This window comes from Halorubrum sp. CGM4_25_10-8A, assembly GCF_005435025.1.
Taxonomy (GTDB): domain Archaea; phylum Halobacteriota; class Halobacteria; order Halobacteriales; family Haloferacaceae; genus Halorubrum; species Halorubrum ezzemoulense.
Map to the genome: position 1 here is coordinate 103,626 of NZ_SGTX01000001.1, position 22,076 is coordinate 125,701.

23 protein-coding genes are annotated in these 22,076 nt (G+C 70.3%); 12 read left to right on the forward strand and 11 right to left on the reverse strand.

The window, feature by feature from the left end; genetic code table 11:
- The first annotated feature begins 7 nt into the window (after positions 1–7).
- A complete protein-coding gene (locus EXE52_RS00505; RefSeq protein ID WP_086216548.1) occupies positions 8–1,435 on the forward strand; it encodes an ATP-binding protein in 1,428 nt (475 codons plus the stop codon).
- 51 nt (positions 1,436–1,486) lie between these two features.
- On the opposite strand, the gene EXE52_RS00510 is transcribed toward EXE52_RS00505, so the two are convergent.
- Entirely contained in the window at positions 1,487–2,062 is a 576-nt protein-coding gene (locus EXE52_RS00510) for a class I SAM-dependent methyltransferase (RefSeq protein ID WP_049929783.1), read from the reverse strand.
- 72 nt (positions 2,063–2,134) lie between these two features.
- Between EXE52_RS00510 and EXE52_RS00515 the strand changes: the two genes are divergently transcribed.
- The gene (locus EXE52_RS00515) at positions 2,135–2,764 is read left to right on the forward strand and encodes a GNAT family N-acetyltransferase (RefSeq protein ID WP_089307752.1); all 630 of its coding nucleotides are present in this window, start codon (positions 2,135–2,137) and stop codon (positions 2,762–2,764) included.
- Here EXE52_RS00515 and EXE52_RS00520 read toward each other — a convergent pair.
- From EXE52_RS00520 to EXE52_RS00535, 4 genes are all read right to left on the reverse strand, one after another.
- A complete protein-coding gene (locus EXE52_RS00520; RefSeq protein ID WP_089307753.1) occupies positions 2,761–3,273 on the reverse strand; it encodes a TspO/MBR family protein in 513 nt (170 codons plus the stop codon). The genes EXE52_RS00515 and EXE52_RS00520 overlap by 4 nt on opposite strands.
- A 35-nt stretch (positions 3,274–3,308) precedes the next feature.
- The gene (locus EXE52_RS00525) at positions 3,309–4,325 is read right to left on the reverse strand and encodes an AI-2E family transporter (protein WP_086216545.1); all 1,017 of its coding nucleotides are present in this window, start codon (positions 4,323–4,325) and stop codon (positions 3,309–3,311) included.
- 113 nt (positions 4,326–4,438) lie between these two features.
- Positions 4,439–5,035, reverse strand: a complete 597-nt coding sequence (locus tag EXE52_RS00530; RefSeq protein ID WP_049929791.1) for a DUF6149 family protein — start codon at positions 5,033–5,035, stop codon at positions 4,439–4,441.
- A 72-nt stretch (positions 5,036–5,107) separates the two neighbouring features.
- A complete protein-coding gene (locus EXE52_RS00535) occupies positions 5,108–6,328 on the reverse strand; it encodes a PQQ-binding-like beta-propeller repeat protein (protein WP_241988187.1) in 1,221 nt (406 codons plus the stop codon).
- A gap of 106 nt (positions 6,329–6,434) precedes the next feature.
- On the opposite strand from EXE52_RS00535, the gene EXE52_RS00540 reads away from it, so the two are divergent.
- From EXE52_RS00540 to EXE52_RS00565, 6 genes are all read left to right on the forward strand, one after another.
- Complete coding sequence (locus tag EXE52_RS00540) at positions 6,435–7,004, forward strand: DUF1684 domain-containing protein (RefSeq protein ID WP_089307754.1); 570 nt, start codon at positions 6,435–6,437, stop codon at positions 7,002–7,004.
- 158 nt (positions 7,005–7,162) lie between these two features.
- On the forward strand, positions 7,163–8,401 hold the full coding sequence (locus EXE52_RS00545; protein ID WP_049929797.1) for an NAD(P)/FAD-dependent oxidoreductase: 1,239 nt from the start codon (positions 7,163–7,165) through the stop codon (positions 8,399–8,401).
- 61 nt (positions 8,402–8,462) lie between these two features.
- Positions 8,463–10,673 carry a PAS domain S-box protein gene (locus EXE52_RS00550; RefSeq protein ID WP_049929799.1) on the forward strand — a complete coding sequence of 737 codons (2,211 nt, stop codon included), beginning with the start codon at positions 8,463–8,465 and terminating at the stop codon, positions 10,671–10,673.
- A gap of 126 nt (positions 10,674–10,799) precedes the next feature.
- The gene (locus EXE52_RS00555; protein WP_049929801.1) at positions 10,800–11,015 is read left to right on the forward strand and encodes a hypothetical protein; all 216 of its coding nucleotides are present in this window, start codon (positions 10,800–10,802) and stop codon (positions 11,013–11,015) included.
- 103 nt (positions 11,016–11,118) lie between these two features.
- Complete coding sequence (locus tag EXE52_RS00560) at positions 11,119–11,535, forward strand: hypothetical protein (RefSeq protein WP_049929803.1); 417 nt, start codon at positions 11,119–11,121, stop codon at positions 11,533–11,535.
- 109 nt (positions 11,536–11,644) lie between these two features.
- Positions 11,645–12,298, forward strand: a complete 654-nt coding sequence (locus EXE52_RS00565; RefSeq protein ID WP_089307755.1) for a molybdenum cofactor biosynthesis protein B — start codon at positions 11,645–11,647, stop codon at positions 12,296–12,298.
- An 11-nt stretch (positions 12,299–12,309) separates the two neighbouring features.
- Here EXE52_RS00565 and trpG read toward each other — a convergent pair whose 3' ends face one another.
- The 6 genes from trpG to EXE52_RS00595 form a co-directional block, all read right to left on the reverse strand.
- A complete protein-coding gene (gene trpG, locus EXE52_RS00570) occupies positions 12,310–12,903 on the reverse strand; it encodes an anthranilate synthase component II (protein ID WP_086219379.1) in 594 nt (197 codons plus the stop codon).
- Entirely contained in the window at positions 12,900–14,591 is a 1,692-nt protein-coding gene (trpE, locus tag EXE52_RS00575) for an anthranilate synthase component I (protein ID WP_089307756.1), read from the reverse strand. Before trpE ends, trpG begins: the two co-directional genes overlap by 4 nt.
- On the reverse strand, positions 14,588–15,232 hold the full coding sequence (locus EXE52_RS00580) for a phosphoribosylanthranilate isomerase (protein ID WP_086219377.1): 645 nt from the start codon (positions 15,230–15,232) through the stop codon (positions 14,588–14,590). Before EXE52_RS00580 ends, trpE begins: the two co-directional genes overlap by 4 nt.
- Positions 15,232–16,305, reverse strand: coding sequence for an anthranilate phosphoribosyltransferase (trpD, locus tag EXE52_RS00585; RefSeq protein ID WP_049929811.1), 1,074 nt, complete (start codon positions 16,303–16,305; stop codon positions 15,232–15,234). The genes EXE52_RS00580 and trpD overlap by 1 nt, the downstream gene beginning before the upstream one ends.
- Before the next feature lie 151 nt (positions 16,306–16,456).
- Entirely contained in the window at positions 16,457–17,155 is a 699-nt protein-coding gene (locus EXE52_RS00590; RefSeq protein WP_086219376.1) for a universal stress protein, read from the reverse strand.
- A 158-nt stretch (positions 17,156–17,313) separates the two neighbouring features.
- Complete coding sequence (locus tag EXE52_RS00595; RefSeq protein WP_086219375.1) at positions 17,314–18,597, reverse strand: tRNA pseudouridine(54/55) synthase Pus10; 1,284 nt, start codon at positions 18,595–18,597, stop codon at positions 17,314–17,316.
- Between the two features lie 121 nt (positions 18,598–18,718).
- Between EXE52_RS00595 and nth the strand changes: the two genes are divergently transcribed.
- From nth to EXE52_RS00615, 4 genes are all read left to right on the forward strand, one after another.
- Positions 18,719–19,402 (forward strand): endonuclease III, encoded by a 684-nt coding sequence (nth, locus tag EXE52_RS00600; RefSeq protein ID WP_049929815.1) that lies wholly within the window; start codon positions 18,719–18,721, stop codon positions 19,400–19,402.
- Between the two features lie 151 nt (positions 19,403–19,553).
- The gene (locus EXE52_RS00605; protein WP_049929816.1) at positions 19,554–20,111 is read left to right on the forward strand and encodes a DoxX family protein; all 558 of its coding nucleotides are present in this window, start codon (positions 19,554–19,556) and stop codon (positions 20,109–20,111) included.
- 197 nt (positions 20,112–20,308) lie between these two features.
- Positions 20,309–21,388: a glutamate--cysteine ligase gene (locus tag EXE52_RS00610; protein WP_089307757.1), complete on the forward strand. Its 1,080-nt coding sequence runs from the start codon at positions 20,309–20,311 to the stop codon at positions 21,386–21,388.
- An 88-nt stretch (positions 21,389–21,476) separates the two neighbouring features.
- Positions 21,477–22,058: a winged helix-turn-helix domain-containing protein gene (locus EXE52_RS00615; protein WP_089307758.1), complete on the forward strand. Its 582-nt coding sequence runs from the start codon at positions 21,477–21,479 to the stop codon at positions 22,056–22,058.
- Positions 22,059–22,076 lie beyond the last annotated feature (18 nt).

Consider the following 22,076-nt stretch of genomic DNA (forward strand, 5'->3'; position numbering starts at 1 on the left):
GCCGCGGATGAGTGACCCGGCGCTCGACGTCGTCGAGTTCGTGTTGACGACGCACTTCTACACGCAGAACCGCGACCTCGACGAGAACGACCTGCCCCCGCGGTTCCGACAGGTGTTCTGGTCGGCCGACGCCGCCGAGGACGCCCCCGGCGGCGTGGAGCGACCGCTGAAGGCGACCGACGAGGCCACCCGCACCGCGACGGGCGTCGAGCGACCCTGGGACGCGGTCTCCGACCTCCTCTTCACCCAACGCACGGAGTTCTCCGGCGAGATATCGCTGACGCAGCCCGGAATGGGACTGGAGTGGTACCGCGACCACGCCGACGACGACCGGATCGCCGGGAACCCGACGCTCGTCGCCGCCTTGGAGGCCGCGGACGACCTCGATGCGCCGGTGACGCGCGAGGCGGCGAGAGACGACGTGCGGCCGGTCCAAGCCGACCGCGTCTGGATCGACGCGCTGCTCTCGCAGTACTTCGACGAGGACGAGGACGGGGAGATGCTCGACCTCGTCAACGTCCGCGCGCCCGAGGAGATCGAGACGACGCTGGCGGACCTCGTCCTGACCGGCGACCAGGAGGGCGAGATCCAGAAGATCGTCAAGGCGATCGAACACCGCGAGTACCTCGCGGAGATCGGCCTCCGCGAGATCGGAAAGCTGCTGTTCGTCGGCCCGCCCGGCACCGGAAAGACCACCGTGTCGCGCGCGCTCGCTCACGAGCTCGGGCTCCCGTTCGTCGAGGTGAAGCTCTCGATGATCACGAGCCAGTACCTCGGCGAGACGTCGAAGAACGTCGAGAAGAGCTTCGAGGTGGCCAAGCGGCTCTCGCCGTGTATCCTCTTCATCGACGAGTTCGACTCGGTGGCGAAGACGCGCCGCTCGGACGAGCACGCCGCCCTGAAGCGCGCGGTGAACACCCTGCTGAAGTCGATCGACGAGGTGTCGCTGGTCCGCGACGAGGTCCTCCTCATCGGCGCGACGAACCACCCGGACCAGCTTGACGCCGCCGCGTGGCGCCGCTTCGACGAGATCGTCAACTTCCCCAAGCCGGACCGCGACATGCGCGCGGACATCCTCCGCGTGGTGACCAAGGAGATGAAGATCGCGGACTTCGACCCCGAGGAGGTCGCCGACCGGACCACCGGCCTCACCGGGTCCGACCTCCGGATGGTGCTCCGCGAGGCCGTCCTCGGCGCGCTCACGGAGGACCGGATGACGATCACGCAGGCGGACGTGATGGAGGCGGTCGAGGACTTTGAGGAGCGCGACAACCTCAAGAACATGGACATGATCGACGGGGAGGGCGCCGAAGTCCTCGGCGAGACGGGGTCGAACGACGCCCACGACCACGCGGATCACGACCACGATCACGCCGACGAGGGGTCACCCGACCCGGCCCGCGGCGCCGAGCCGCAGGGACGGACGCAGGACTGACCCGTCGGCTTCGGTTCTGCGGTCGAGTATGAACGCCGAGTTCGCGGGGACTCAGCGCCGAACGCCGGCGACCGTATAGCCGAACCCGCGATCGACGATCCGCGGGTCGAGGCCGGCGTCGTCCATCGCGGCCGCGAGGTCGTCCGGCGCGCGGAACCGCGACTCCATCCCGATCGCGCGTTCGCCGACGGCGAGGAGCCGTCCGAGCGGGTGGTCCGGATCGAACTCCCGGACGACGAGCGCGCCGCCGGGCACGAGCGCGCGGGCCGTCTCCGCGAGCGCGGCGTCCTGATCGGGCAGGTGGTGGAACGCGTCGACGACCGTGACCGCGTCGACGCTGGCGTCCCGGAACGGGAGTCGCCCCGCGTCGCCGGCGAGGCCAGAGAGTCCGCGGACGCGCCGCGCCCGTGAGAGCATCTCGACGGAGGCGTCGACGACCGTGATGTCGGGACCGGTCAGCGCGGCCGCCGCCCGTCCGGACCCGCCGCCGACGTCGAGGAGGCGCTCGATCGGACACTCGGCGTGGGCGAGCCCCGCGGCGAGCGCCTCGCCGTCCGCCGGCGGCATCGCGAGGTCGTACAGCGGCGCTACCCGGTCGAAGAAGCCCACGTCGCCGAGTCCGTACATGAGCGGAATGAGCCCGGCGACGGATAAAGAGCCACCGACCGTGTTTAACCGCTCGACGCCGTACGACGACCCATGGAGTACGCGCTCGTCTGTCCCCCGGACGAGGGGACCACCCTGCGGCTCGATTACCGGGCCTTCGCGTACGCCGGGAAGTTCGTCGTCGGCGGGCCGGGGAAGTCGGTGATCCGGACGCCGGACGGGAGCCCGGCCGCGCCGGAGTGGGAGCCCGACGAACCGCTGCCGGAAACGGTCAACCCCGACGCGTTCGACGAGGACGTGATCGCCGCCGTCTCATTCTCCGCGGACCGCACCGACCCCTCCTGCTGTCGACTCCGCTACGTCACCGTCCACGCCGCGCGGCGCGGCGAGGGGATCGGCCCGCGGCTCATCGGCGAGACCGTCGCCGACCTGTCCGCCGCCGGCTTCGAGCGCGTGAAGATCGCCGTGAACAACCCGTTCGCGTACGAGGCGTGCCACAAGTGCGGCTTCGCGTACACGGGGGAGCAGACGGGTATCGCCGAGTTGGAGCTGGCGCGACCGGCGGCGGCGCCCGCGGACGCAGAGCCAGAGCGGTACCGCGAGGGGCTGGAAGCGTTTCGCGAGACTGACGGGGAACTGAGTCGAGCGGAGCGCCGATTCGTCGCCGAGCGGCTGAAGCGCGGGCCTCCGGAACTCGACCGGAGCCCGCGTGACGGCGGCTAGTTGAGCGCCCAGATCGCGTAATTGAGCGCGGTCGCGAAGCAGACCCACGCGAGGTAGGGGAGGAGAAGCGCCGCCGCGCGCCGGTCGACGCGGTCGAACGCCCAGACCGTCGCGACGACCAAGGGGAGGAGGACGGCGAGGACGACGAGCCCGAGGTCGGCGCGTTCGAGCCCCCAGAAGACCGGCGACCACGTGACGTTCAGGACGAGCTGGATCCCGAACAGCGCGAGCGCCGTTCGTACGCGCCCCGCCGACGCCGCACCGTCGCGTCCGGCGAGAGAGACGAGGGCGGCTGCGGCGCCGCACAGCGCGTACAGGATCGGCCAGACGACGCCGAACGCCCAGCCGGGCGGGTAGAAGGCGGGCAGCTCCAGCGCCGCGAACCACGCGCTCTGTGTCGTGGTGAAGGGGACGCCGAGCGCGCCGATCAGGTTGACGGCGACCGCCGCGCCGGCGATGCGGAGGATGTCGCGTCGGTCCGGAAGCCGAGAGGTCGCGGTCGTCGCCATGGGCGTTCTCGACCCCGCTCGGGCTTAAATCCCGCTCAGATCGCGTCGTAGTCCTCCCGGAACGTCTCCAGCGTGGCCGCGAGCACGCCGATCACGATGGGGCCGACGAAGAGCCCGGTGAACCCGACCGAGTAGATGCCGCCGAACACGCCGAGGAGGATGACCGCGGGGTTGAGGTGCGCCTGCTGGTCGATGACGAGCGGTCGGGCGTAGTTGTCAACCATCGCGATCACCGCGACGCCGTAGACGGCGAGGAACACGCCCGCGGTCACCTGGTCGATGATCACGAGGTATGCGGCCGCCGGCCCCCACACGAAGAAGGCCCCGATGAGGGGTAAAAGCGCCAGCACCGCCATCACGAACGTCCAGAACACCACGTTGGGGATGCCGGCGGCCCACAGGCCGAGCCCGGCGACCAGTGCTTGGAGCAGCGCGACCGAGATGTGGCCGATGACGACCCCCCGAGTCATCACGTTGACGCGGTCGACGAGGTCGGCTGTGACCTCCGCCGGCAGCGGGCTCGTCTCTCGGATCCACCCGACGAACGCCGGACCGTCGATAAGGGTGTAGTACACCAGAAAGAGCGCGAGCGACAGGCCGACCGACGCTCGGATCGCCGTGTTCAAAACACCGCTAAACCCGCCGAACAGCGTCTGGACGAGTAGTTCGCCGCCGGTCTGGAGGAGATCGCCGATCTCGGGGTCCTGTCCCGTGAGCGTCGCGATTTCGGCTTCGATCGCGGCCACGTTTATCGACGTCTCGCCCGCCGCGATCGCGGTGAGGTCGCGGACGAACACCAACGTGATGTACGCAAGCGGCAAGATCACGGCGACGATGGCGGAGAGGATGAGCGTCAACGCTGACAGCATCTCGCCGAACCGCGTCGAGACGCGACGGCGGAGCCGGCGCGTGAGCCGCCGGTGGAAGGGGTAGAGGATGAACGCGAGGATCGCCGACGCGATCACGTACTCGACGAACGGGAGGATGACGAAGAGCGTGAGGAGCGAGACCGCTCCCATGAGCAGGAGGAGGAACGATTGCCCGCGGTTCATACGCCACGGTGTCCCCCGCGGACTATAAACGTGCCCCGCAGGCGGACGCAGTCGGCGGGTCTGCCGGCGAACGTGAGAGCGAAGGCGGATCTACCGACCGACCGTGACGGCGATCAGGCGCTCGCTTCGTCTTCGTCGAGGCCGGGCGCGGTCGCCGGGTCTACCTCCTCTGGCTCCTCTGCGCCGCCGCCCACGACCGTCTCGCCGTCGTCGGTCTCGACGTACACGTCGTCGGCGAAGCCGGCTAGCGCGTTCTCGTACTCCGGCTCGTCGAGCTTCCCCGGCGTCTCGGGGGCCTCGGCGAGACCCTCGGGCGGGCGGAACTCGCCCAGCGGGTCGTCGATGGTGATCCCGAAGTCGGTGAAGAAGGACTCGTACCGGCGGTAGTGCGCCTCGAGCTCGTCGCCCGGGATCTCCATCATCTCCGTCCAGCCGTGGTTGAAGAAGTCGAAGTTCGCCTGAACGTGGGTGATCTCGCGGGCCTCGGCCTCCGGGAACCCGGCCTCCAAAGCGGCGACGTAGGTGTCCATCGTCGCGTCGAAGAAGCTGTCGAGGTGATCGCGGCGCTCCTCGCGCCGGTCTTCGTCCGCCTTGTTGAGGAAGATGCTCGTGTGGAGGTCGACGAGCTTGTCGTTGGCGACATCGCCGACAACCGGCGTGGTCAGCGCCTTCTTGGCGGCCCAATGACGGATGTTCTGCCGGATTTTCATATCCGCGATTGGGCCGGGACGCTATTGAATGTGTGGCGTCTCATCGGGTCGAAGCGCGACCCGGCAACCGTTTCAGCTCTCGCCGAGCGCGTACACGTCACCCGCATGGGTCGCCGCGAGGACGACGCCGTCGACGACGGTCGGGGCGGCGCGGACGCCCTGGAGGAGGACGTCGGTGTAAGAGCGCTCGCGACTCCGGAAGGACCACCGCTCTGTCCCGTCTTCGACCGCGATCGCGCGGACGGTCCGACCGTCGCCGAGGTACGCGACCCCGTCCGCGACCATCGGCGCGGTCGCGCCGGCGATCTTTTCGTCGCTCCACAGGCGCTCGCCGCCGTCGCCGACGGCGACGAGGCCGAGTTCAGTCGGAACAACCGCTCTGTCGGCCGTGACGGCGACCGATCGCCGGACGGGCCCCGGGAGGTCGTCAGTCCATTCAACGCTTCCGTCGCCGAGGTCGAGCGCGTACAGGGTCCCGGCCCGCGTTCCGATCAGGACGCGGCCGTCGGCGACGGTCGGCGTCGCGGTCGCGTCGCCGTCGACGTCGGTCGTCCACAGTTCCGCTCCCGAGGCGGCGTCGTAGGCGACGACACGAGGACCGCCCGCGCCGTAGACGACAGTTCCGTCGGCGATGGCGGGCGCGGAAGCGTACTCAGCGAGGTCGTTGCGCCACCGTTCGGTCCCGTCGCGGTCGAACGCCGCGACGGTCTGCGTCTCGTAGCCGCCTCCCACGAACACGCCGTCGGTGGTCACGGTCGGCGCCGTCGTGATCTCCGCGTCGGTCAGCCGCCGCCACCGCACCTCACCGCTCTCGGCGTCGACGGCCGCCAGTCCGCGGTCTGTCTCGCCTCCGCCGTTCCACACCGTCACGTATGCGATGCCGTCGCGAACCGCCGGCGTCGACGACCCGTCGTGACCGACCTCCGTCGACCACTGTACCTCGCCGGTCGCGAGACCGAGACGAAACAAGGTCCCCGAGAACGAGACGTACACCCGATCGCCCACGACGACCGGCTGTGAGTGGTCGTACCGGTACGGCGTCCGGCGCCAGAACACGTCGACATCGTCTTTCGGTCCCGCCTCCTCGCGGTGTCCTCCGTGCGCCGGTCCCCACTGGAACTGCGAGCGTGCGCTGTCCTCGGCGCCGTTCGTCTCGACCTCCCGGTTCAGTTCGGGGTCCGGGCGGTCGCTGTCCGATCGCTCGTCGTCGCCGCCGCGCACGTTGTCGAGACAGCCACCAACTCCGACGAACCCACCGACCGCCAAGGTGGAGAGGGCAGTTCGTCTGTTCACGCCGCAACGTCCCCGAGAGGATTATAAGTGCCTTCTGTCGCCGGCGGGGTCGAGGCTTCCGTGGTCGGAATTATTATTGTGTGTGGAGCGCAATACTAAGCCGATCATGGACGACGCTGACGACTGGGCGGCGCAGGTGGAGGCGCAGCGAGCGGCGAAGGTCGAGCAGTTCCGCGACTCGGCCCGGTCGCCGCTGCCGGTCTCGATGCGAGGCGACGCGTTCCCCGGACTGGCGTACTTCGATCCGAACCCGGCGTTCCGGTTCGTGGTCCCGCTCCACGAGCACGACGAGAAGGAGACGGTGACCGTCGAGACGACCGCCGACGGTGAGCAGACGTACAGCCGCTGGGGCGAGTTCCGCTTCGAGGTCGACGGCGAGCAGGCGACGCTTCAGGCGTACCGACCGGCCGACGGCGCGGACCGGTTCTGGGTGCCGTTCCGCGACGCGACCAGCGGCGAGGAGACGTACGGCGCCGGTCGCTACCTCGATCTGGAGCCCGACCGCGACCGCGTCGACGGCGAGTGGATCGTGGACTTCAACCTGGCGTACAACCCGACGTGCGCGTACAACCACGCCTACGAGTGCCCGCTCGTACCGACGGAGAACTGGCTCGACGTCGCGATCGAGGCCGGCGAGCGGGACTTCCCCGCGGAGCCGGCCGGCGCGGACCACTGACCGGGACGCGACTTTTTCCGCGGGCGTCCGCGATCGACCGCCCTCGCCCCGTCGCGAGAAGGCCCCGAGTACGGCGTTTCCGGCGGGCGTGCGTCTCGGCCGCACAGTGGCGGGCGCGGATGACAACCCACATTAACCGTGAATCCGAACGCCGGGATATGAGCGATTCGTACGTGATCGTCGGTGACGGTATCGCGGGCGCGTCCGCGGCCGAGACCCTCCGCGATGAAGTGCCCGACGCCGAGATCACGGTTCTCACGGACGAGGGAGAGTCCCTCTACAACCGGATCCTGATCAAGGAGTACGCGAAGGGGAAGCTCCCCGAGGCCCCGATCTCGATCCATCAGGAATCGTGGTACGACGACCACGACGTCGACCTCCGGCTCAACACGGTCGTCGTCGACATCGACATCGAGAACGACGCGGTCCACACCCACGAGGGCGAGACGTTCGAGTACGATTCCCTCCTGCTGGCCGTCGGCGGCACGCCCCAGCAGCTCCCGGTCGAGAACGCCGACGCGGAGGGGATCCACCACTTCTGGACCTTCCAGGACGCCCGCCGGATCAAAGAGAGCGTCGAGGGCGCCGAGCAGGCTGTCATCGTCGGCGCCGGACTGCTCGGCATCGACTTCGCGGCCATCTGCGGCGCGCAGGGCGTCGAGGCGAAGTACCTCATGCGCGGCGACAACTGGTGGCGCTACGCGCTCTCGGAGGAGGGCGCAGAGATCATGCACGAGGCGATGCGCGAGCGCGGCGTCGAGCCCGTCTTCGGCTCGGGCGTGGACCACTTCGAGGTCGACGACGACGGCCACGTCGAGGCCGCGGTCGACCCGAACGGCGAGCGCTACGAGTGCGACTTCGCGGGCGTCGCCATCGGGCTCGACTTCAACACCGAGCTCCTCCAAGACACGCCGCTGGAGCTCGACGACGGCATCGTCGTCGACGAGTTCATGCGAACCAACGTCGACAACGTGTTCGCCGCGGGCGACATCACGACGTTCAACGACCTCATCCTCGGCGAGCGCGCGAAGAACGGCTCGTGGGGGTCCGCGAAAGAGCAGGGGACGATCGCCGCCCGGAGCATGGTCGACTACGGCGCCGAGGAGTTCGAGTGGGTCTCCTCGTACTCGATCACGCACTTCGACTTCCCGTTCCTCTCGTTCGGCCACCCGACGCTCGGCGACGACTCCGTGGAGGCGACCACCGGCGAGAACGAGTGGCGCCGCGTCGCGCTGAAGGACGGGAAGGTCGTGGGCGGCGTGCTCATCGGCGACCTCTCGCCGCAGTCCGCCTTCAAGCAGCTGATGCGCGAGGGGCGCGACGTGAGCGGGCAGACCGACCTCCTCATGGAGCCCGGGTTCTCAGTCGACGACCTGGCGGCGACGACGGAGCAGTAGACCGCGGCACCGCCGCGAGTTCCGGTACCTTTTGGGCCGCGAGCGCGTATTCCTCATACCGATGAGCTCCGGACGGTCCCCCGACGACGAGTTCTTCGCCGCCTTCGTCGCGGAGTGTTCGGACCCGGTGGTCTCACTCGACCGCGAGGGGACCGTCGTCTACGTCAACCCCGCGACCGAAGCGGCGTTCGGCTACGCGCCCGACGAGCTACTTGGGCGCGACCTCGCCTCCGTCGTCGTGTCGGACGTGGGCGATGCGGGTAGCAGGTCGGTTCGCGACCGGCTCGCTCGGGCCGAGGGGCTCGACGAGAGCGGGAGCGTCTCGGTGCCGATCCGGCACGCCGACGGTCACACGGTGACGTTCTCCGCCCGCTTTCACGAACACGGCCCGGGTCGAGAGGGCCGCGACGGCGACGGAGACGACGACGGCAGCGGGGGCGGCGACGGCGAGCCGAGTCCGGACGACTGCGACGCGGTGTACACTGGGATCTTCCGCGACGGCGTCGAGGAGATCGGCGGGCAGCGGGCGGAGACGTTCCGCAACCTCGTCGAACACGCCGGGCACGCGATCTACGTCACCGACACCGACGGGACGATCGAGTACGTCAACCCGGCGTTCACGGACAACACCGGCTACGAGACCGCGGAGGCCCTAGGGGAGACGCCGGCGATACTCAACTCCGGCGAGATGTCCGACGAGTACTACGACGCGCTGTGGTCGACGCTCTTGGCCGGGGACGTGTGGGAAGAGGAGATAGTCGACCGGCGGCGCGACGGCACGCCGTACCACGCCCACCAGACCATCGCGCCGGTCGTCGACGACGACGGCGAGATCACGCGGTTCGTCGCCATTCAGACGGACATCACGGAACGGAAGGCCGCAACGGGGCGGCTGAAACAGTACCGGGACATCGTCGAGCAGCTCGACGACCCCGTCCTCCTCCAGAACCGCGACGGCGAGTTCGAGCTGCTCAACGAGGCGGTGAGCGAGTTCGCCGGGATACCCCGCGAGGAGCTGTACGGCGGCGACGAGTTCGCGTTCATGGACCCGGAGGCGGCCGCCGAGGTCGACGCGCGGCGGCGGGAGGTGCTCGAAACCGAGGCGATGACCGAGTACGAGATATCGCCGACGTTCCCCGAGAGCGACCGGGCGGCGACGTTCAGCACGCAGCGGTACCCCTACTACGACGCCGACGGCGATCTGGCCGGCACGTTCGCCATCTGTCGGGACGTCACCGAGCGCAAGGAGCGCGAACGCGACTTGGAGCGGTACGAGCGCGCGATCAACGGCGCGACCGACCTCATCGCCGCGGTCGACCGCGAGGGTCGACTCCTGTTCGCGAACCCCCAGTACCGCGAGTATCACGACCTCGGCGACGGCGACGTGACGGACGTGACGCTCGCTGACATCGTCCCCGACGACGACTACCGGCGGGTCGAGCGTGAGGTGGAGAGCGCGCTCCGGGGGGAGTCGGTGGAGTACCGGACGACCCGGACGCACCCGACCCGCGGGACGCGGACGATGGACGTGCGGTACTACCCCCTCGACAGCCCCGAGAGCGAGGAGCCCGCCGGGGTCGTCGGCGTGCTTCGGGACGTGACCGACAGCGAGAACCGCGCGCGACAGCTCAGGGTCGTCGACAGAGTCCTCCAGCACAACCTCCGGAACGCGCTGACGGTCGTCCGGGGACGGGCGAAGCAGATCGCGGCGGGGGCCGTCGACCCCGCCGACGCGGCCGAGTACATCGTGTCGCGGGCCGACGACCTGCTGGAGACGAGCGAGAAGTCCCACCACATCACCGAGGTGCTGAGCGACGCGCCGGAGACCGAACCCGTCGACATCGGGCGCGTCGCCCGACAGGTGGCCGCGGAGCGGGACGAGGAGTTCCCGAACGCGACGGTCGGCGTCTCGGTGCCCGACGACGGGCACGCGACGGCGTCCGCGACGACGTGGATCTCGCGGGCGATCGACGAACTGGTCCGAAACGCGGTCGAACATCACGACCGCGACCGGCCGACCGTCGCGGTGTCGGTCGAGGCCCGGCCCGACGCGGTCGAGGTCCGCGTCGAGGACGACGGGCCGGGGTTGACCGGGATGGACCGAGACGTCCTCGTCGACGGCACGGCGGTCGACGCGCTGTACCACGGCAGCGGCCTCGGGCTGTGGCTCGTCTACTGGGTCGTTCGACAGTCGGGCGGCTCGGCCGCCGTCGCGAGCGCGGAGCCCCGCGGTACGGCGATCACGCTCACGCTCCCCCGAGCGGACGACTGAGCCGCCGACAGTCGAACCGCTGCCAACGGCGGTGGAACGTCGCGCCCGCGACGCGGGGCGAACGGCGTCGGTCGAGTCAGCGACCGCCGCGAAACGTTTATGATTAACCATGTCATACGGTACCACATGTCACTTAGAGACACCGGACGGCGGCTACGGCTGCGTCGCACCGGTCGCGTTCCGGCCGACGCGCGGGTCCGGCACTACGACGAACTGGACGACGACGAACAGGAGATCGTGCGGGAGCTAGCCGACGAGCCGCAGACGGCGCCGGAGACCGGCGACCTCGACGACGGCGACGTGGTGAAGTTCACCGATTACTATCGGGTGCGAGCGCGGTGAGACCCCCGCGGCCGCCGAGAGGACCGCGACCGGTCGGTGAGCGGCGGAGGGGGTGGCTGCGCGGAAGCGAAGTTGTTTTCGCCGGGCGGGGGTAACCTGGCGCATGGACAGCGGCGGATCCACAGACATGACGCTGGCGTTCGAGCTGAAGGCGCTGAAAGCGCTCGCGGACCCCAACGCGGTGTTCAACAACGCCCGACAGTGGACGGAGTACGTCGGCGTCGTCAGCGAGAAGCCGACCTACGTCGTCACGAACTTCACGCGGAAACACCGCGTGCGACAGGACTTCTTCTCCGGGCCGCGCGGCGTCGAGGAGAGCTTAGAGAACATCAGCGGCCAGTTCGACACGGACCGCCACGTCTTCGTCGGGATCGACGACGAGGACGAGGCGGTCGCCGAGGCGACCGACTGGGAGTTCCTTCACGTCGAGGACGCTGCCGAGGCTGCGGAGTGGACGCTCGCGACCGAGGACGAGACCGACGAGGCGCCGGAAGAGCAGGCCCGAGACGACTGGCCCTGAGCGGCGACGGGTCTCCGAGCGGACTCCGGCCCTCCGGCGGTCGCCCGGAACGGCCATGCGCGGCTCGCCGACCGGGAGATGTTTTCACGCGGGCGCCGAACGTCGGTCCATGAGCGACCACGACGACCACGGCCACAGCCACGACGACCGAGAGGATCACGGTCACGGTCATGACCACGACCACGGCCGCGACCACCATCACCACCACGACGCCGAGTCGGTCGCGGTCGCGGTCGTCACCGTGTCCTCCTCGCGGTCAGCGGACGAGGACCCGGCGGGCGACTACGTCGCGGCCGCGTTCGAGGAGGCGGGCCACGAGGTGGCTGTCCGCGAGCTGATCCCCGACGACTACGACAGCGTCCAAGGCACCGTCGACCGCCTCGCCCGCCGGAAGGACACCGACGCGGTGGTGACCACCGGCGGGACGGGCGTCACGCCGGACGACGTCACGCCGGAGGCCGTGCGAGGGCTGTTCGCGAAGCGGCTCCCCGGGTTCGGCGAGCTGTTCCGCCGGCTCTCTCACGAGGTGGTCGGCACGCGGACGATCGGGTCGCGCGCGACTGCCGGGGTCGTCTCCGCCACGCCGGTGTTCTGTCTGCCGGGCTCGGAGAACGCGGTTCAGCTCGGCGTCGACGAGATCATACTCGCCGAGGTCGGCCACCTCGTCGGCCTCGCCGGGCGGGGCCTCAACGAGGAAGGTGACGAGAAAGACGCCGACGGGCAAGCCGACGGCGACGAAGATTCGCCGAGCGACGGGGCCTGACGCCCGGACCCTCAGACCGAAGTGAGGAAGTTCCGGACGAGGTCGTGGCCCGACCCGGTCAACACGCTCTCCGGGTGGAACTGGACCGCCTCGATCGGGTGTTCGCGGTGACGGATCCCCATCACGATCGACTCGCCGTCGTGGTCCGTGGTGGCCGTCACCGCGAACGCGTCGGTGACCTCGGTCGCCGCGAGCGAGTGGTAGCGGCCGCCCCGGAACCCCTGGTCGAGCCCGCGGAACACGCCCTCGCCGTCGTGGTCGACGGGGAACGCCTTGCCGTGAACCGGTTCCGGCGCGTGCCCGACGGTCCCGCCGTACTCGTACACGGCGGCCTCCAGACCGAGGCACACGCCCAGCGTCGGCACCGTCGGCGAGAGGTCGCGCAACACCGGCATCGTCACGCCCACGTCGCGGTCGTTCTTCGGGTGGCCCGGCCCGGGACTGATGATCACCGCGTCCGGATCCGCGGCCTCGACCTCGGCGAGCGACGCGGTGTTCTTGAACACCTCGACGCCGACCGGCTCGCCGTCGATCGTCTGGTCGGAGACGTACTCGACGAGGTTGTAGGTGAACGAGTCGAAGTTGTCGACGACGACGACCTTCATCGCTCCGCCTCCGAGCCGGTGGCGATCGGGTCGGCGTCGCCGGGCTCCCGGTCGGCGTTGCCGCCCTCGTCGGCTGCGTCCTCGCGGATCCGGTCGATCGCGGTCAACACGCCGTCCATTTTCTGTTCTGTCTCCTCGTACTCCGCGGCCGGGTCGGAGTCGGCGACGAGCCCCGCGCCCGCGCGGACGCCCACGACCGACTCGTCGCCCGACTCGTCGAGCGTCGCGGTCCGGATCACGATCGCGAAGTCGGCGTCGCCGGTCCACGAGTAGTAGCCGACGCCGCCGCCGTACGCCTCCCGCGGCGTCGTTTCGAGGTCGTCGATGATCTCCATCGCGCGCACCTTCGGCGCGCCGGTGAGCGTCCCCGCGGGGAACGTCGCGCGCGTCGCGTCGAAGGCGTCCGCGTCGGCCGCGAGCGTCCCGGTCACGGTCGACTCGATGTGTTGGACGTGACTGTACTTCAGCACGTTCATGAACTCCTCGACCCGGACGGAGCCGGGCTCCGAGACGCGCCGCACGTCGTTGCGCGCGAGGTCGACGAGCATCGTGTGCTCGGCGCGCTCCTTCCCGTCGGCGAGCATCTCGCCCGCGAGCCGGCGGTCCTCGACCGGGCTGGTCCCGCGCGGACAGGTCCCCGCGATCGGGTTCGAGACGACGCGGTCGCCCTGGACGGAGACGAGCGTCTCGGGGCTCGCGCCGACGACGCTCCGGTCGTCGTGGCGCAGCACGTACATGTACGGCGAGGGGTTCACGTCGCGCAGCGCCGCGTACAGGCCGAGCGAGTCCACCTCGCCGCGGAGCTCGCGGCTGCGCGAGATCACGCCCTGGTAGATGTCGCCGTCGAGGACGTGTCGCTTGGCCGTGCGGACGGCCTCCTCGTACTCCCCGCGGGGGTCCGCGGACTCCTCGCGGACGCGCACGCCGTCGGGGTCTGGCGGGGCGGCCTCTCGCAGTTCGGCGGCGACGCGCTCGGCCTCCGCGAGGAGGTCGTCGTACACCGCGGCCGGGTCGTCGTCGACGCCGATCACCGGGGTGAACACGAGTTCGGCGCCGCCCTCCCGCTCGTCGAACACGACGGTCCGGGTCGTGAGGGCGAACTCCGCGTCCGGGAACTCGGTCTCGGGGCGGTCGACACCGACCTCCTCTAACCAGAGGTCGTAGACCGCCTCGTACGCGAGGAAGCCGACGAACCCGCCCGAGAGGATCTGGCGGTCGGTGTCGGGGAAGCCGCGCAGGGCCACGTCGGGGAACGCGGCGCGGACGCGGTCGACCGCGTCGCCTTCGTCCGGGCCGAGGCCGGGCGCGGTCGTCGCGGCCCCCGCGTCGCCGTCGAGCCCGTCGCCGAGGAACTCGGCCGCCGGGCCGAGCTCGGTCACCTCCGTGCGATCCGGGTGGACGGAGACGACCGCCTCCGGGTCGTAGCCGACGAACGAGTAGCGGGCGTGCCGGTCCGCCTTCCCGCCGTTCGTGAACGCGCCGTCAGGGTCGCTGGAGGCGACCTTCTCGCCGGACTCCAGGAGGAACCCGTACGGCCCCTCGCCGACGAGGGTCGCGTACGCGCCGAGCGGGGTCACGTCGGCGTCGAGCGACGCGGACGCGCGGACGACGACCGGCTTCTCGGCATCGGCGGCCAGATCGACGAACTCGGCCTTCGGGCGGTCGAGCGAGGGGGCCGCGTCGCTCATGCCAGCTCCATCTCCCGGCCCGCGTTGGCGACGAAGCGGGCCACCGCGTTGTGGTCCTTCCGGCCGCCCTCGATCTCGACGCCCGACGCCACGTCGACCGCGAACGGGTCGGCGACGCGGACCGCCTCGGCGACGGTGTCTGCCGTGAGCCCGCCAGCGAGCACGACGGGCGTGGTGAGTCGCTCGGCGAGCTCGCCGGTCGCGCGCCAGTCGTGCGTCTCGCCGGTGCCGCCCGCGCCCGAGTCGTCCGTGGAGTCGACGACGAAGGCGTCGACCGCGCCGTCGAACTCCTCGGCGCGGGCCGGGTCGTCGGCGTCGACCGTGAGCAGCACCTTGCGCTCCGTCTCCGCGCGGATGTAGCGGAGCTCGTCGACGGTCCACTCACCGTGGAGCTGGATCGCGTCGGGCGCGGTCGTGCGGGCGAGCTCGACCGCGCGCTCGGCGGACTCGGGCATCGTCACGAGCGTCGCGGTGACGAACGCGGGCACGTCCGCGAGCAGCTCTGCCGCCTCGGCGGGGTCGACCTCGCGCGGCGAGTCGACCGGCACCTCCGTGATCACGCCCACCGCGTCGGCCCCCGCGTCGACCGCGGCGCGGAGGTCGGCCTCGCGCGTGATCCCGCAGATCTTCACCCGCGCCATCAGTCGTCGTCCTCCGCGGTCGTCGCGCCGTCCGCCGCTCCGCTCGTCCCCGCGTCAGCCGGGGGCGCCTCGTCGCCGTCGCAGAGGGCCGCGAACTTCTCGGCGGCCGCGCCGGAGTCGATCGCCTCCGCGGCGCGCTCGACGCCCGCGGCGAGGGTCTCGGCCTCGCCAGCGACGTAGACGGCTGCGCCCGCGTTCGCGAGGATCAGGTCGCGCTTCGGACCGGTGACCGAGCCGTCGACGATCCCGCGCAGGTCCGCGGCGTTCTCCGCGGGCGTCCCGCCGGCGACCGCCTCGATCGGGGCGCGGTCGAGCCCGAGGTCGGCGGGCTCGATCGTGAACTCCGTCACGTCCTCGCCGTCGACCTCGGCCGCGACCGTCTCGGAATGGATTCCGATCTCATCCATGCCCGCGCCGTGGACGACGAGCGCGCGCTCGACGGGCATGTGCGCCAGCGACCGCGCGATGACGGGGACGAGGTCGGGGTCGTACACGCCGAGCACCTGCGCGTCGGCGCCGGCGGGATTGGTGAGCGGGCCGAGGACGTTGAAGATCGTCCGCATCCCCAGTTCCTTGCGCGGACCGATGACGGCCTTCATCGCCGGGTGGAAGACGGGCGCGAGCATGAAGCCGATCCCGTCGTCCTCGATCGCCGCCTCGACGGCTGGCGGCTCCGCCTCGACGTCGGCCCCCGCGACCTCCAGCACGTCCGCGCTGCCCGAGGAGGAGGAGACCGAGTAGTTGCCGTGCTTGGCGATCGGGACGCCCGCGCCCGCGGCGACGACGGCGGCGGTCGTCGACACGTTGATCGTGTCGTGGTCGTCGCCGCCGGTGCCGCAGGTGTCGACGAGCGGCTCGCGGTCGGGCTCGATCGTGCGCGCCGCGTCGCGCATCCCCTGCGCGAACCCGGCGATCTCGGCCTCGGTCTCGCCCTTCGCCCGGAGCGCGGCGAGCAGCGCCCCGATCTGGGCCTCCGTCGCCTCCTCGAAGACGAGCCGCGCGGCCTCGCGCGCCTCCTCTACGGTCAGATCCTCCCCGTCCGTCACGCGCTCGACCGTGTCGTTGAGATTCATTGTGTCCACCGATGTAGTATTCCGCGTTATGATGTACAAGTATGTACACTGTTTTAACGCTGTCGCCGAGACGTGAGACGGTAACACGCAGTCAACGGGGCCGAGAACGGCGAAAACGGGCCTTTGTCGTAGCAACGACGGCGGTCGGCGCCTACTCCGCGTCGAGGGCGGTCGACCCGTCGGCCTCGACGACGACGACGGGGACCTCGGCGTCGCCGACGACCGTGTCGGTCGTGGAGCCGAACACGAACCGGCCGACGGTACCCGTCGTCGGCGCGCCCACGACGACCAGGTCGTAGTACGCGGACTGCTCGACGACCGCGCCCGCCGCGGTCCGGTCCTCGACGAGCCACCGGTCGGCGCGGTCGAACCCGGTGAGCCGGTCCTCGGCCGCGTCGAGGAGTCGTTCCCCCGCCGCGGCGTAGTCGGGGTCGGCCGCGCCGGCGGGGGCGACGGTCCCGGAGGCGTCGTCGTCGGGTGCCGCGTCGGCGAGCGCCGCGTCGGAGGGCACGACGTGGAACAGTTCGAGCCACGCGTCCGTGGCGTCCGCGATCTCCCGGGCGACGTCAACGGTGGCTCCGGAGTGCGGCCCGGGCCCGACGGCGACGAGGACCGAAGAGACCCGGTCGGGTCGCTCCGCGCGGTCGGCACCGTTCAGCGATACGTCGGCGGCGGTCGGAACCGCCCCCGCGTCGTCGACGGCGGGGCGGATCACGGGGTCGCCCACCGCGGGCGAGCCCGCGCGACCGGCGTCGCCGGCCGCGGTCGAACCGTTCGACTCGCCGCCGGGGGCGCCGTTTCGGGTGCCACCCTCTCGGGCGTTTCCGCCGTCGGCGTCGCTCCCGTTCATATTCGAACGTCTGACGCTCGTCAGATAAATCCCGTTGATTCCGCGTCCGCGGCCGGCTCGGTACGGTGCGTCGGGGCCCCCGACCGGAGCGGGCGGCGCCGGATCGGATCGACCGGACCGGACGAGATGCGACGGCATCGGCCGGGCCTCGGAGCGCGCTACTCCCGGAAGAACTCGTCGCGCTCGAACGGCTCGTCTTCGCCCTCCACCGCGAGGACGTCGAGCGCGGTCACCTCGGCGCCGACGCCGAGCAGGCCCGCGAGGCTCGGCTCGGTCCGGCCCTCGTCGCCGGAGATCAGCTCCTTGATGTAGAGGCCCCCCTCGCCGCGGATCTCGACGGTCGCGTGACGCGCGTCGTCGAGGTCGGCCGTCGCTTCGTACACGTCGCGCTCGCGCGTGATGCTCGCGCGGCGGTGGTCGACCCGGTTCGGCGTGTACTGCTCGACGGTCGCCCCCTCCAGCGTGGCGACCGCGTCCGCGAGGGCGTCGGCGTCCACGTCGGCGTCGAACGTCACCGCGGCGCGGTACCGCTTCGCGGCGTCGTGCTCCTTGACGCGCTCGACCATCTCGTAGGTCGCGAGGCGGAGCCCCTCCACCTCGACCGCGCCGTCGGCGAAGGCGTTGATGTCCGACTGGAGGCGGTCGGTGTCGACCCGGCGACGGCGCGGCTCCTCCACTTCGACCACGAACGGGCGGCCGGTGCCGAGCATGAGCGCGTCGACGTCCTCGCGGCCCGCACCGTGGAACGTCGCCTCCGTCCCGTCCATCACGTCCTCGACGACCGGCGCGGTGTACTCTTCGACGCTGTCGTCGTACAGGTAGCCGGAGCCGCCGCAGTGGTCGCAGGGGTCGGCCCCTTGCCGCCCGGAGCCCTTACACTCGCGACAGGGCCACTCGGTCTGGGGGATGTCCCGCTCCAGTTTCCTGTAGCGGCCGTAGACGAACGTGGAGTTCACCTTCGCGTCGATCTCGTCTTCGGCCAAGTCGATCGTGAACTGGACGTCGGGGCGGTCGAAGGAGACCTCGACGCCCGTGAGCCGCCCGAACCGCTTGCCGACCTCGCGGTTGAACTCCGACTTGAACGGCTCGCCCGCGTCCTCGTCGAGGCCGGCGTCGGCGCGGAGCAGCGCCTCGTTCTCCTCGATCAGCGGTGGCGGGCGCGTGCCGACGTTGTAGGTGGCGAACTCGACGCCCTCGACCGCCTCGGCGGCGCGGTCGGCCCAGTCGTCGAACGCGGCGCAGCGACCCTCGCACACCCAGCAGTCCGCGGTGTCGACCGCTTCGTGGTCCTCGTCGTCGCGCAACGCCAGCGACACGCGGAGCGCCGAGCCCCGGTCGGCGTTCGACAACCCGAAGCTCCGGTCGGCGACGAGCCGGCCGAGGCAGGCGTCGCACACCGGCCCGGTCTCTGTCGCGCGGGCCGCGACGTCGAGTACGTCCATACGCTCACCAGCGCGCCGCGTGGTAACTGTCTTACTACTCGGCGGGGCGGGCGGCGTGCCGATCCGTCGCGGCGGGGCGCACAGTCGGATCGTTCAATGTCGCCCGGACGGAGGGATTCGTATGGGAACGCCACTCGATCCGCGTGAGGAGCAGGTCGCCGAGGTCCTCGACCGGCTGTACGAGGAGTACCCTGACTCGACAATCTCGCTCAACTACTCGAATCGGCTGGAGCTGCTCATCGCGGTGATCCTCTCCGCGCAGTGTACGGACGAGCGCGTGAACAAGGTGTGCGCAGACCTGTTCGAGACGTACGAGACGCCCGAGGAGTACGCGAACGCGCCCCAAGAGGAGATGGCCGAGGCGATCAACTCGATCACCTACTACAACAACAAGGCGAAGTACATCCGCTCCGCGTGCGCGGACATCGCGGAGGAGCACGACGGCGAAGTGCCGGACACGATGTCCGAGCTGACGGACCTCGCGGGCGTGGGTCGCAAGACCGCGAACGTCGTCCTCCAGCACGGCCACGACGTGGTCGAGGGTATCGTCGTCGACACCCACGTCCAGCGGCTCACGCGGCGGCTGGGGGTCACCGAGGAGGAACGGCCAGAGGCGATCGAACAGGACCTGCTGGACGTCGTCCCCGAGAGCGACTGGCAGCAGTTCACTCACCTCATGATCGACCACGGGCGCGCGACCTGTACCGCGATCAACCCCGACTGCGCCGACTGCGTGCTCGCCGACATCTGTCCCTCAGAGAAGGGGGACGCCGAGGTCGACCTCGCCAGCGGCGAGGCGTGGTGAGCCCGGAGAAGCGGTCCGATCCGATGAAGTTCGGGAATTGTATTTAAAGACCCGACAGATAGGGGGCCAGGTCGAATTCGTCTCGGCGAAGGGGAACCCGCTTTCCGGTTTATATACTCGTCCGGCGTATTCGCAAGTGAGGAGAGACACAATGTCCACGAAGACCACAAACGAGTTCGGCGGCGAGTTCGGCGGAATCACGTTACTGGGGAAGGCGCACTCGCTGTCGGCGCTGTTCATCGTCCTGCTGCGGGCGACCATCGGCGGGATGATCCTGTTCGCGGGCCTCGGAAAGGTCTCGGAGTGGCCGTTCGACGCCAGCGGTTACCTCGTCCACGCGCCCGACGCGGCGAGCCCGGTCAGCGGCCTGTACGCCGCGATGGGGTCGACGCCGTGGTTCGTCGAGTTCGCGAACGTGTTCGTGCCCGCGACGCAGCTGCTGATCGGCACGGCGCTGATCCTCGGCGCGTTCGTCCGCCTGGCCGCGCTGGGCGGGGCGATACAGATGACGCTGTTCTACCTCGGCGGGTGGAGCGGCGACTTCCTCGCCCTGTTCGACTCGACGCTGGTGTACGCGATGGTGTTCCTCACCGTGGCCGCGTTCGGCGCGGGCCGTGTCCTCGGCCTCGACGCCTACATCGAGCAGATTCAGGTCGGCGGGCAGGCGCTCGTCGAGAAGGTCCCGGCGCTCCGGTACGTCCTCGGCTGAACGGGACGCGGGACCGAGCGTCGCAGCCCCCGGCGCGCGAACGCGCGCCGCCGACTCGTTTTCGACGCGCGGAGTGCGGTTCGGCCGATTCGATCTTCCCACTCGATTCACCTGCCCGAGCGCTCGTCGGAGAGCGACGGCGCCGCGCCTTCCGCCTTCCAATCCTTATAAGAGCGAGCGACCGGTACGGAGCGGTAATGGAACTCGGTTCGCGGGACGCGTTCTCCCGGATGGGGACGCTCGGCATCGAGGAGGAGTTCTACATCGTCGATGCCGAGGGCCGCCCGACGTCCGGGACCGACGACCTCGTGTACGGTCGCGACCCGCCCGCGGCGGTGCCGGAGGGGTTCGACCACGAGCTGTTCGAGTGTACGATAGAGGCCCAGACCGAAACGATCGAGGAGGGTGACGACCCCGCCGAGGCGCTCGCGACGGTCCGCGAGGCGCTCGTCGACCACGCCGCCGCCGACGGCTACCGGATCGCGGCCGCGGGGCTCCACCCGACAGCGAAGTGGCGCGAGCTCGACCACGTCCAGAAGCCGCGGTATCAGGCGCAGCTGGACCGCATCCAGTATCCCCAGCACCGCAACGTGACCGCGGGGCTCCACGTCCACGTCGGCGTCGACGACGCGGACAAGGCGGTCTGGGTCGCGAACCGGCTACGGTGGCACTGCCCGGTGCTGCTCGCGCTGTCGGCCAACTCCCCGTTCTGGAACGGGTTCGACACCGGGCTCGCCTCGGCCCGCGCCAAGGTGTTCGAGAACCTCCCGAACACCGGGATCCCCTCCGCCTTCGAGGACTTCGACGCCTTCCAGCGGTACGAGCGCCGGATGGTCGAGACGGAGTCCATCGCGGACCGCGGCGAGCTGTGGTTCGACGTGCGCCCCCACACCGGGCACGGGACCGTGGAGGTCCGCGCGCCCGATGTACAACGCGACCCGGCGATCACCCTCGCGCTCGCGGAGTACGTCCGTGCGCTGGTCGTCGACTACGCCGAGCGGTACGAGGACGGTGAGTCGCCCCGCTCCCTGCGCCGCGAACTCCTCGACGAGAACAAGTGGCGCGCGATCCGTCACGGCCACGACGCCGCGTTCGTCGACCGCGACGGCGAGGAAACGACCGCGCTCGGCGAGGTCGTCGACGCCGAGTGCGACCGGCTCGGGATTTCGGGGATCCGCGAGGTGTACGAGGCGGAGAGCGGCGCCACGCGCCAGCGCCGGATCCGCGAGGAGTCGGGCGTGGACGCGCTGTGTTCGGACCTCCTCGTGAGACCCTGACGGCGCTCAGGACGATCGGCGTCGAAGCGTTTCGTCGGAACGAAAGCGACGAGAAACCCTTTTGCCCGCGTGGCCCCCTGTTTCGGATATGACCACGGACGACACAGCCGCCGAGCCGGTCGACGACCCGGAGGAGTCGCCGACGGACCGGACGCGGGAGGAGCTTCGGAAGACGAAAGAGCGGCTCAGCGAGGGCGCCGACCAGGCGGTGAAGGGGTTCGACGACAACGTCGTCGACCTGCTCGCGTGGCTGCTCGACACCGAGACCCGGGCGCGCATCTACGTCTACCTGCGCGATAACCCCCACAGCACGAGCGACGAGGTCGCGGACGGGACCGGCCTCTACCCCAGCACCGTCCGCGAGGCGCTCGCCGAACTCCACGACGAGGGGACCGTCGAGCGCGGCAAGCGGAAGGCGGAGGGGGCGGGCAACAACCCCTACGAGTACGAGGCCATCGCGCCGAGCGAGCTGGTCCGCGGCGTCGTCGGCGACGTTCAGGCGGAGCTGAACGCCGTCTTCAATCTCGACCGGCGGCTCGGCGGCGAGTCGCCCGACGGCGACACCGAACCCGTCCAGATATCCGTCGACGACGAGGGCGGCGACGCCAGCGTGAGCGAAGCCGACGACGGCGCGGAGGGCGACGGAACGGACGACGAGACGGAGAACTGAGCCGGTCGACGACTCGGC

Bases quoted from the DNA above. Each gene is read 5' to 3' on its own strand.
- EXE52_RS00505 (WP_086216548.1), top strand. From the start codon at position 8: ATGAGTGACCCGGCGCTCGACGTCGTCGAGTTCGTGTTGACGACGCAC.
- EXE52_RS00510 (WP_049929783.1), bottom strand. From the start codon at position 2,062: ATGTACGGACTCGGCGACGTGGGCTTCTTCGACCGGGTAGCGCCGCTG.
- EXE52_RS00515 (WP_089307752.1), top strand. From the start codon at position 2,135: ATGGAGTACGCGCTCGTCTGTCCCCCGGACGAGGGGACCACCCTGCGG.
- EXE52_RS00520 (WP_089307753.1), bottom strand. From the start codon at position 3,273: ATGGCGACGACCGCGACCTCTCGGCTTCCGGACCGACGCGACATCCTC.
- EXE52_RS00525 (WP_086216545.1), bottom strand. From the start codon at position 4,325: ATGAACCGCGGGCAATCGTTCCTCCTCCTGCTCATGGGAGCGGTCTCG.
- EXE52_RS00530 (WP_049929791.1), bottom strand. From the start codon at position 5,035: ATGAAAATCCGGCAGAACATCCGTCATTGGGCCGCCAAGAAGGCGCTG.
- EXE52_RS00540 (WP_089307754.1), top strand. From the start codon at position 6,435: ATGGACGACGCTGACGACTGGGCGGCGCAGGTGGAGGCGCAGCGAGCG.
- EXE52_RS00545 (WP_049929797.1), top strand. From the start codon at position 7,163: ATGAGCGATTCGTACGTGATCGTCGGTGACGGTATCGCGGGCGCGTCC.
- EXE52_RS00550 (WP_049929799.1), top strand. From the start codon at position 8,463: ATGAGCTCCGGACGGTCCCCCGACGACGAGTTCTTCGCCGCCTTCGTC.
- EXE52_RS00555 (WP_049929801.1), top strand. From the start codon at position 10,800: ATGTCACTTAGAGACACCGGACGGCGGCTACGGCTGCGTCGCACCGGT.
- EXE52_RS00560 (WP_049929803.1), top strand. From the start codon at position 11,119: ATGGACAGCGGCGGATCCACAGACATGACGCTGGCGTTCGAGCTGAAG.
- EXE52_RS00565 (WP_089307755.1), top strand. From the start codon at position 11,645: ATGAGCGACCACGACGACCACGGCCACAGCCACGACGACCGAGAGGAT.
- trpG (WP_086219379.1), bottom strand. From the start codon at position 12,903: ATGAAGGTCGTCGTCGTCGACAACTTCGACTCGTTCACCTACAACCTC.
- trpE (WP_089307756.1), bottom strand. From the start codon at position 14,591: ATGAGCGACGCGGCCCCCTCGCTCGACCGCCCGAAGGCCGAGTTCGTC.
- EXE52_RS00580 (WP_086219377.1), bottom strand. From the start codon at position 15,232: ATGGCGCGGGTGAAGATCTGCGGGATCACGCGCGAGGCCGACCTCCGC.
- trpD (WP_049929811.1), bottom strand. From the start codon at position 16,305: ATGAATCTCAACGACACGGTCGAGCGCGTGACGGACGGGGAGGATCTG.
- EXE52_RS00590 (WP_086219376.1), bottom strand. From the start codon at position 17,155: ATGAACGGGAGCGACGCCGACGGCGGAAACGCCCGAGAGGGTGGCACC.
- EXE52_RS00595 (WP_086219375.1), bottom strand. From the start codon at position 18,597: ATGGACGTACTCGACGTCGCGGCCCGCGCGACAGAGACCGGGCCGGTG.
- nth (WP_049929815.1), top strand. From the start codon at position 18,719: ATGGGAACGCCACTCGATCCGCGTGAGGAGCAGGTCGCCGAGGTCCTC.
- EXE52_RS00605 (WP_049929816.1), top strand. From the start codon at position 19,554: ATGTCCACGAAGACCACAAACGAGTTCGGCGGCGAGTTCGGCGGAATC.
- EXE52_RS00610 (WP_089307757.1), top strand. From the start codon at position 20,309: ATGGAACTCGGTTCGCGGGACGCGTTCTCCCGGATGGGGACGCTCGGC.
- EXE52_RS00615 (WP_089307758.1), top strand. From the start codon at position 21,477: ATGACCACGGACGACACAGCCGCCGAGCCGGTCGACGACCCGGAGGAG.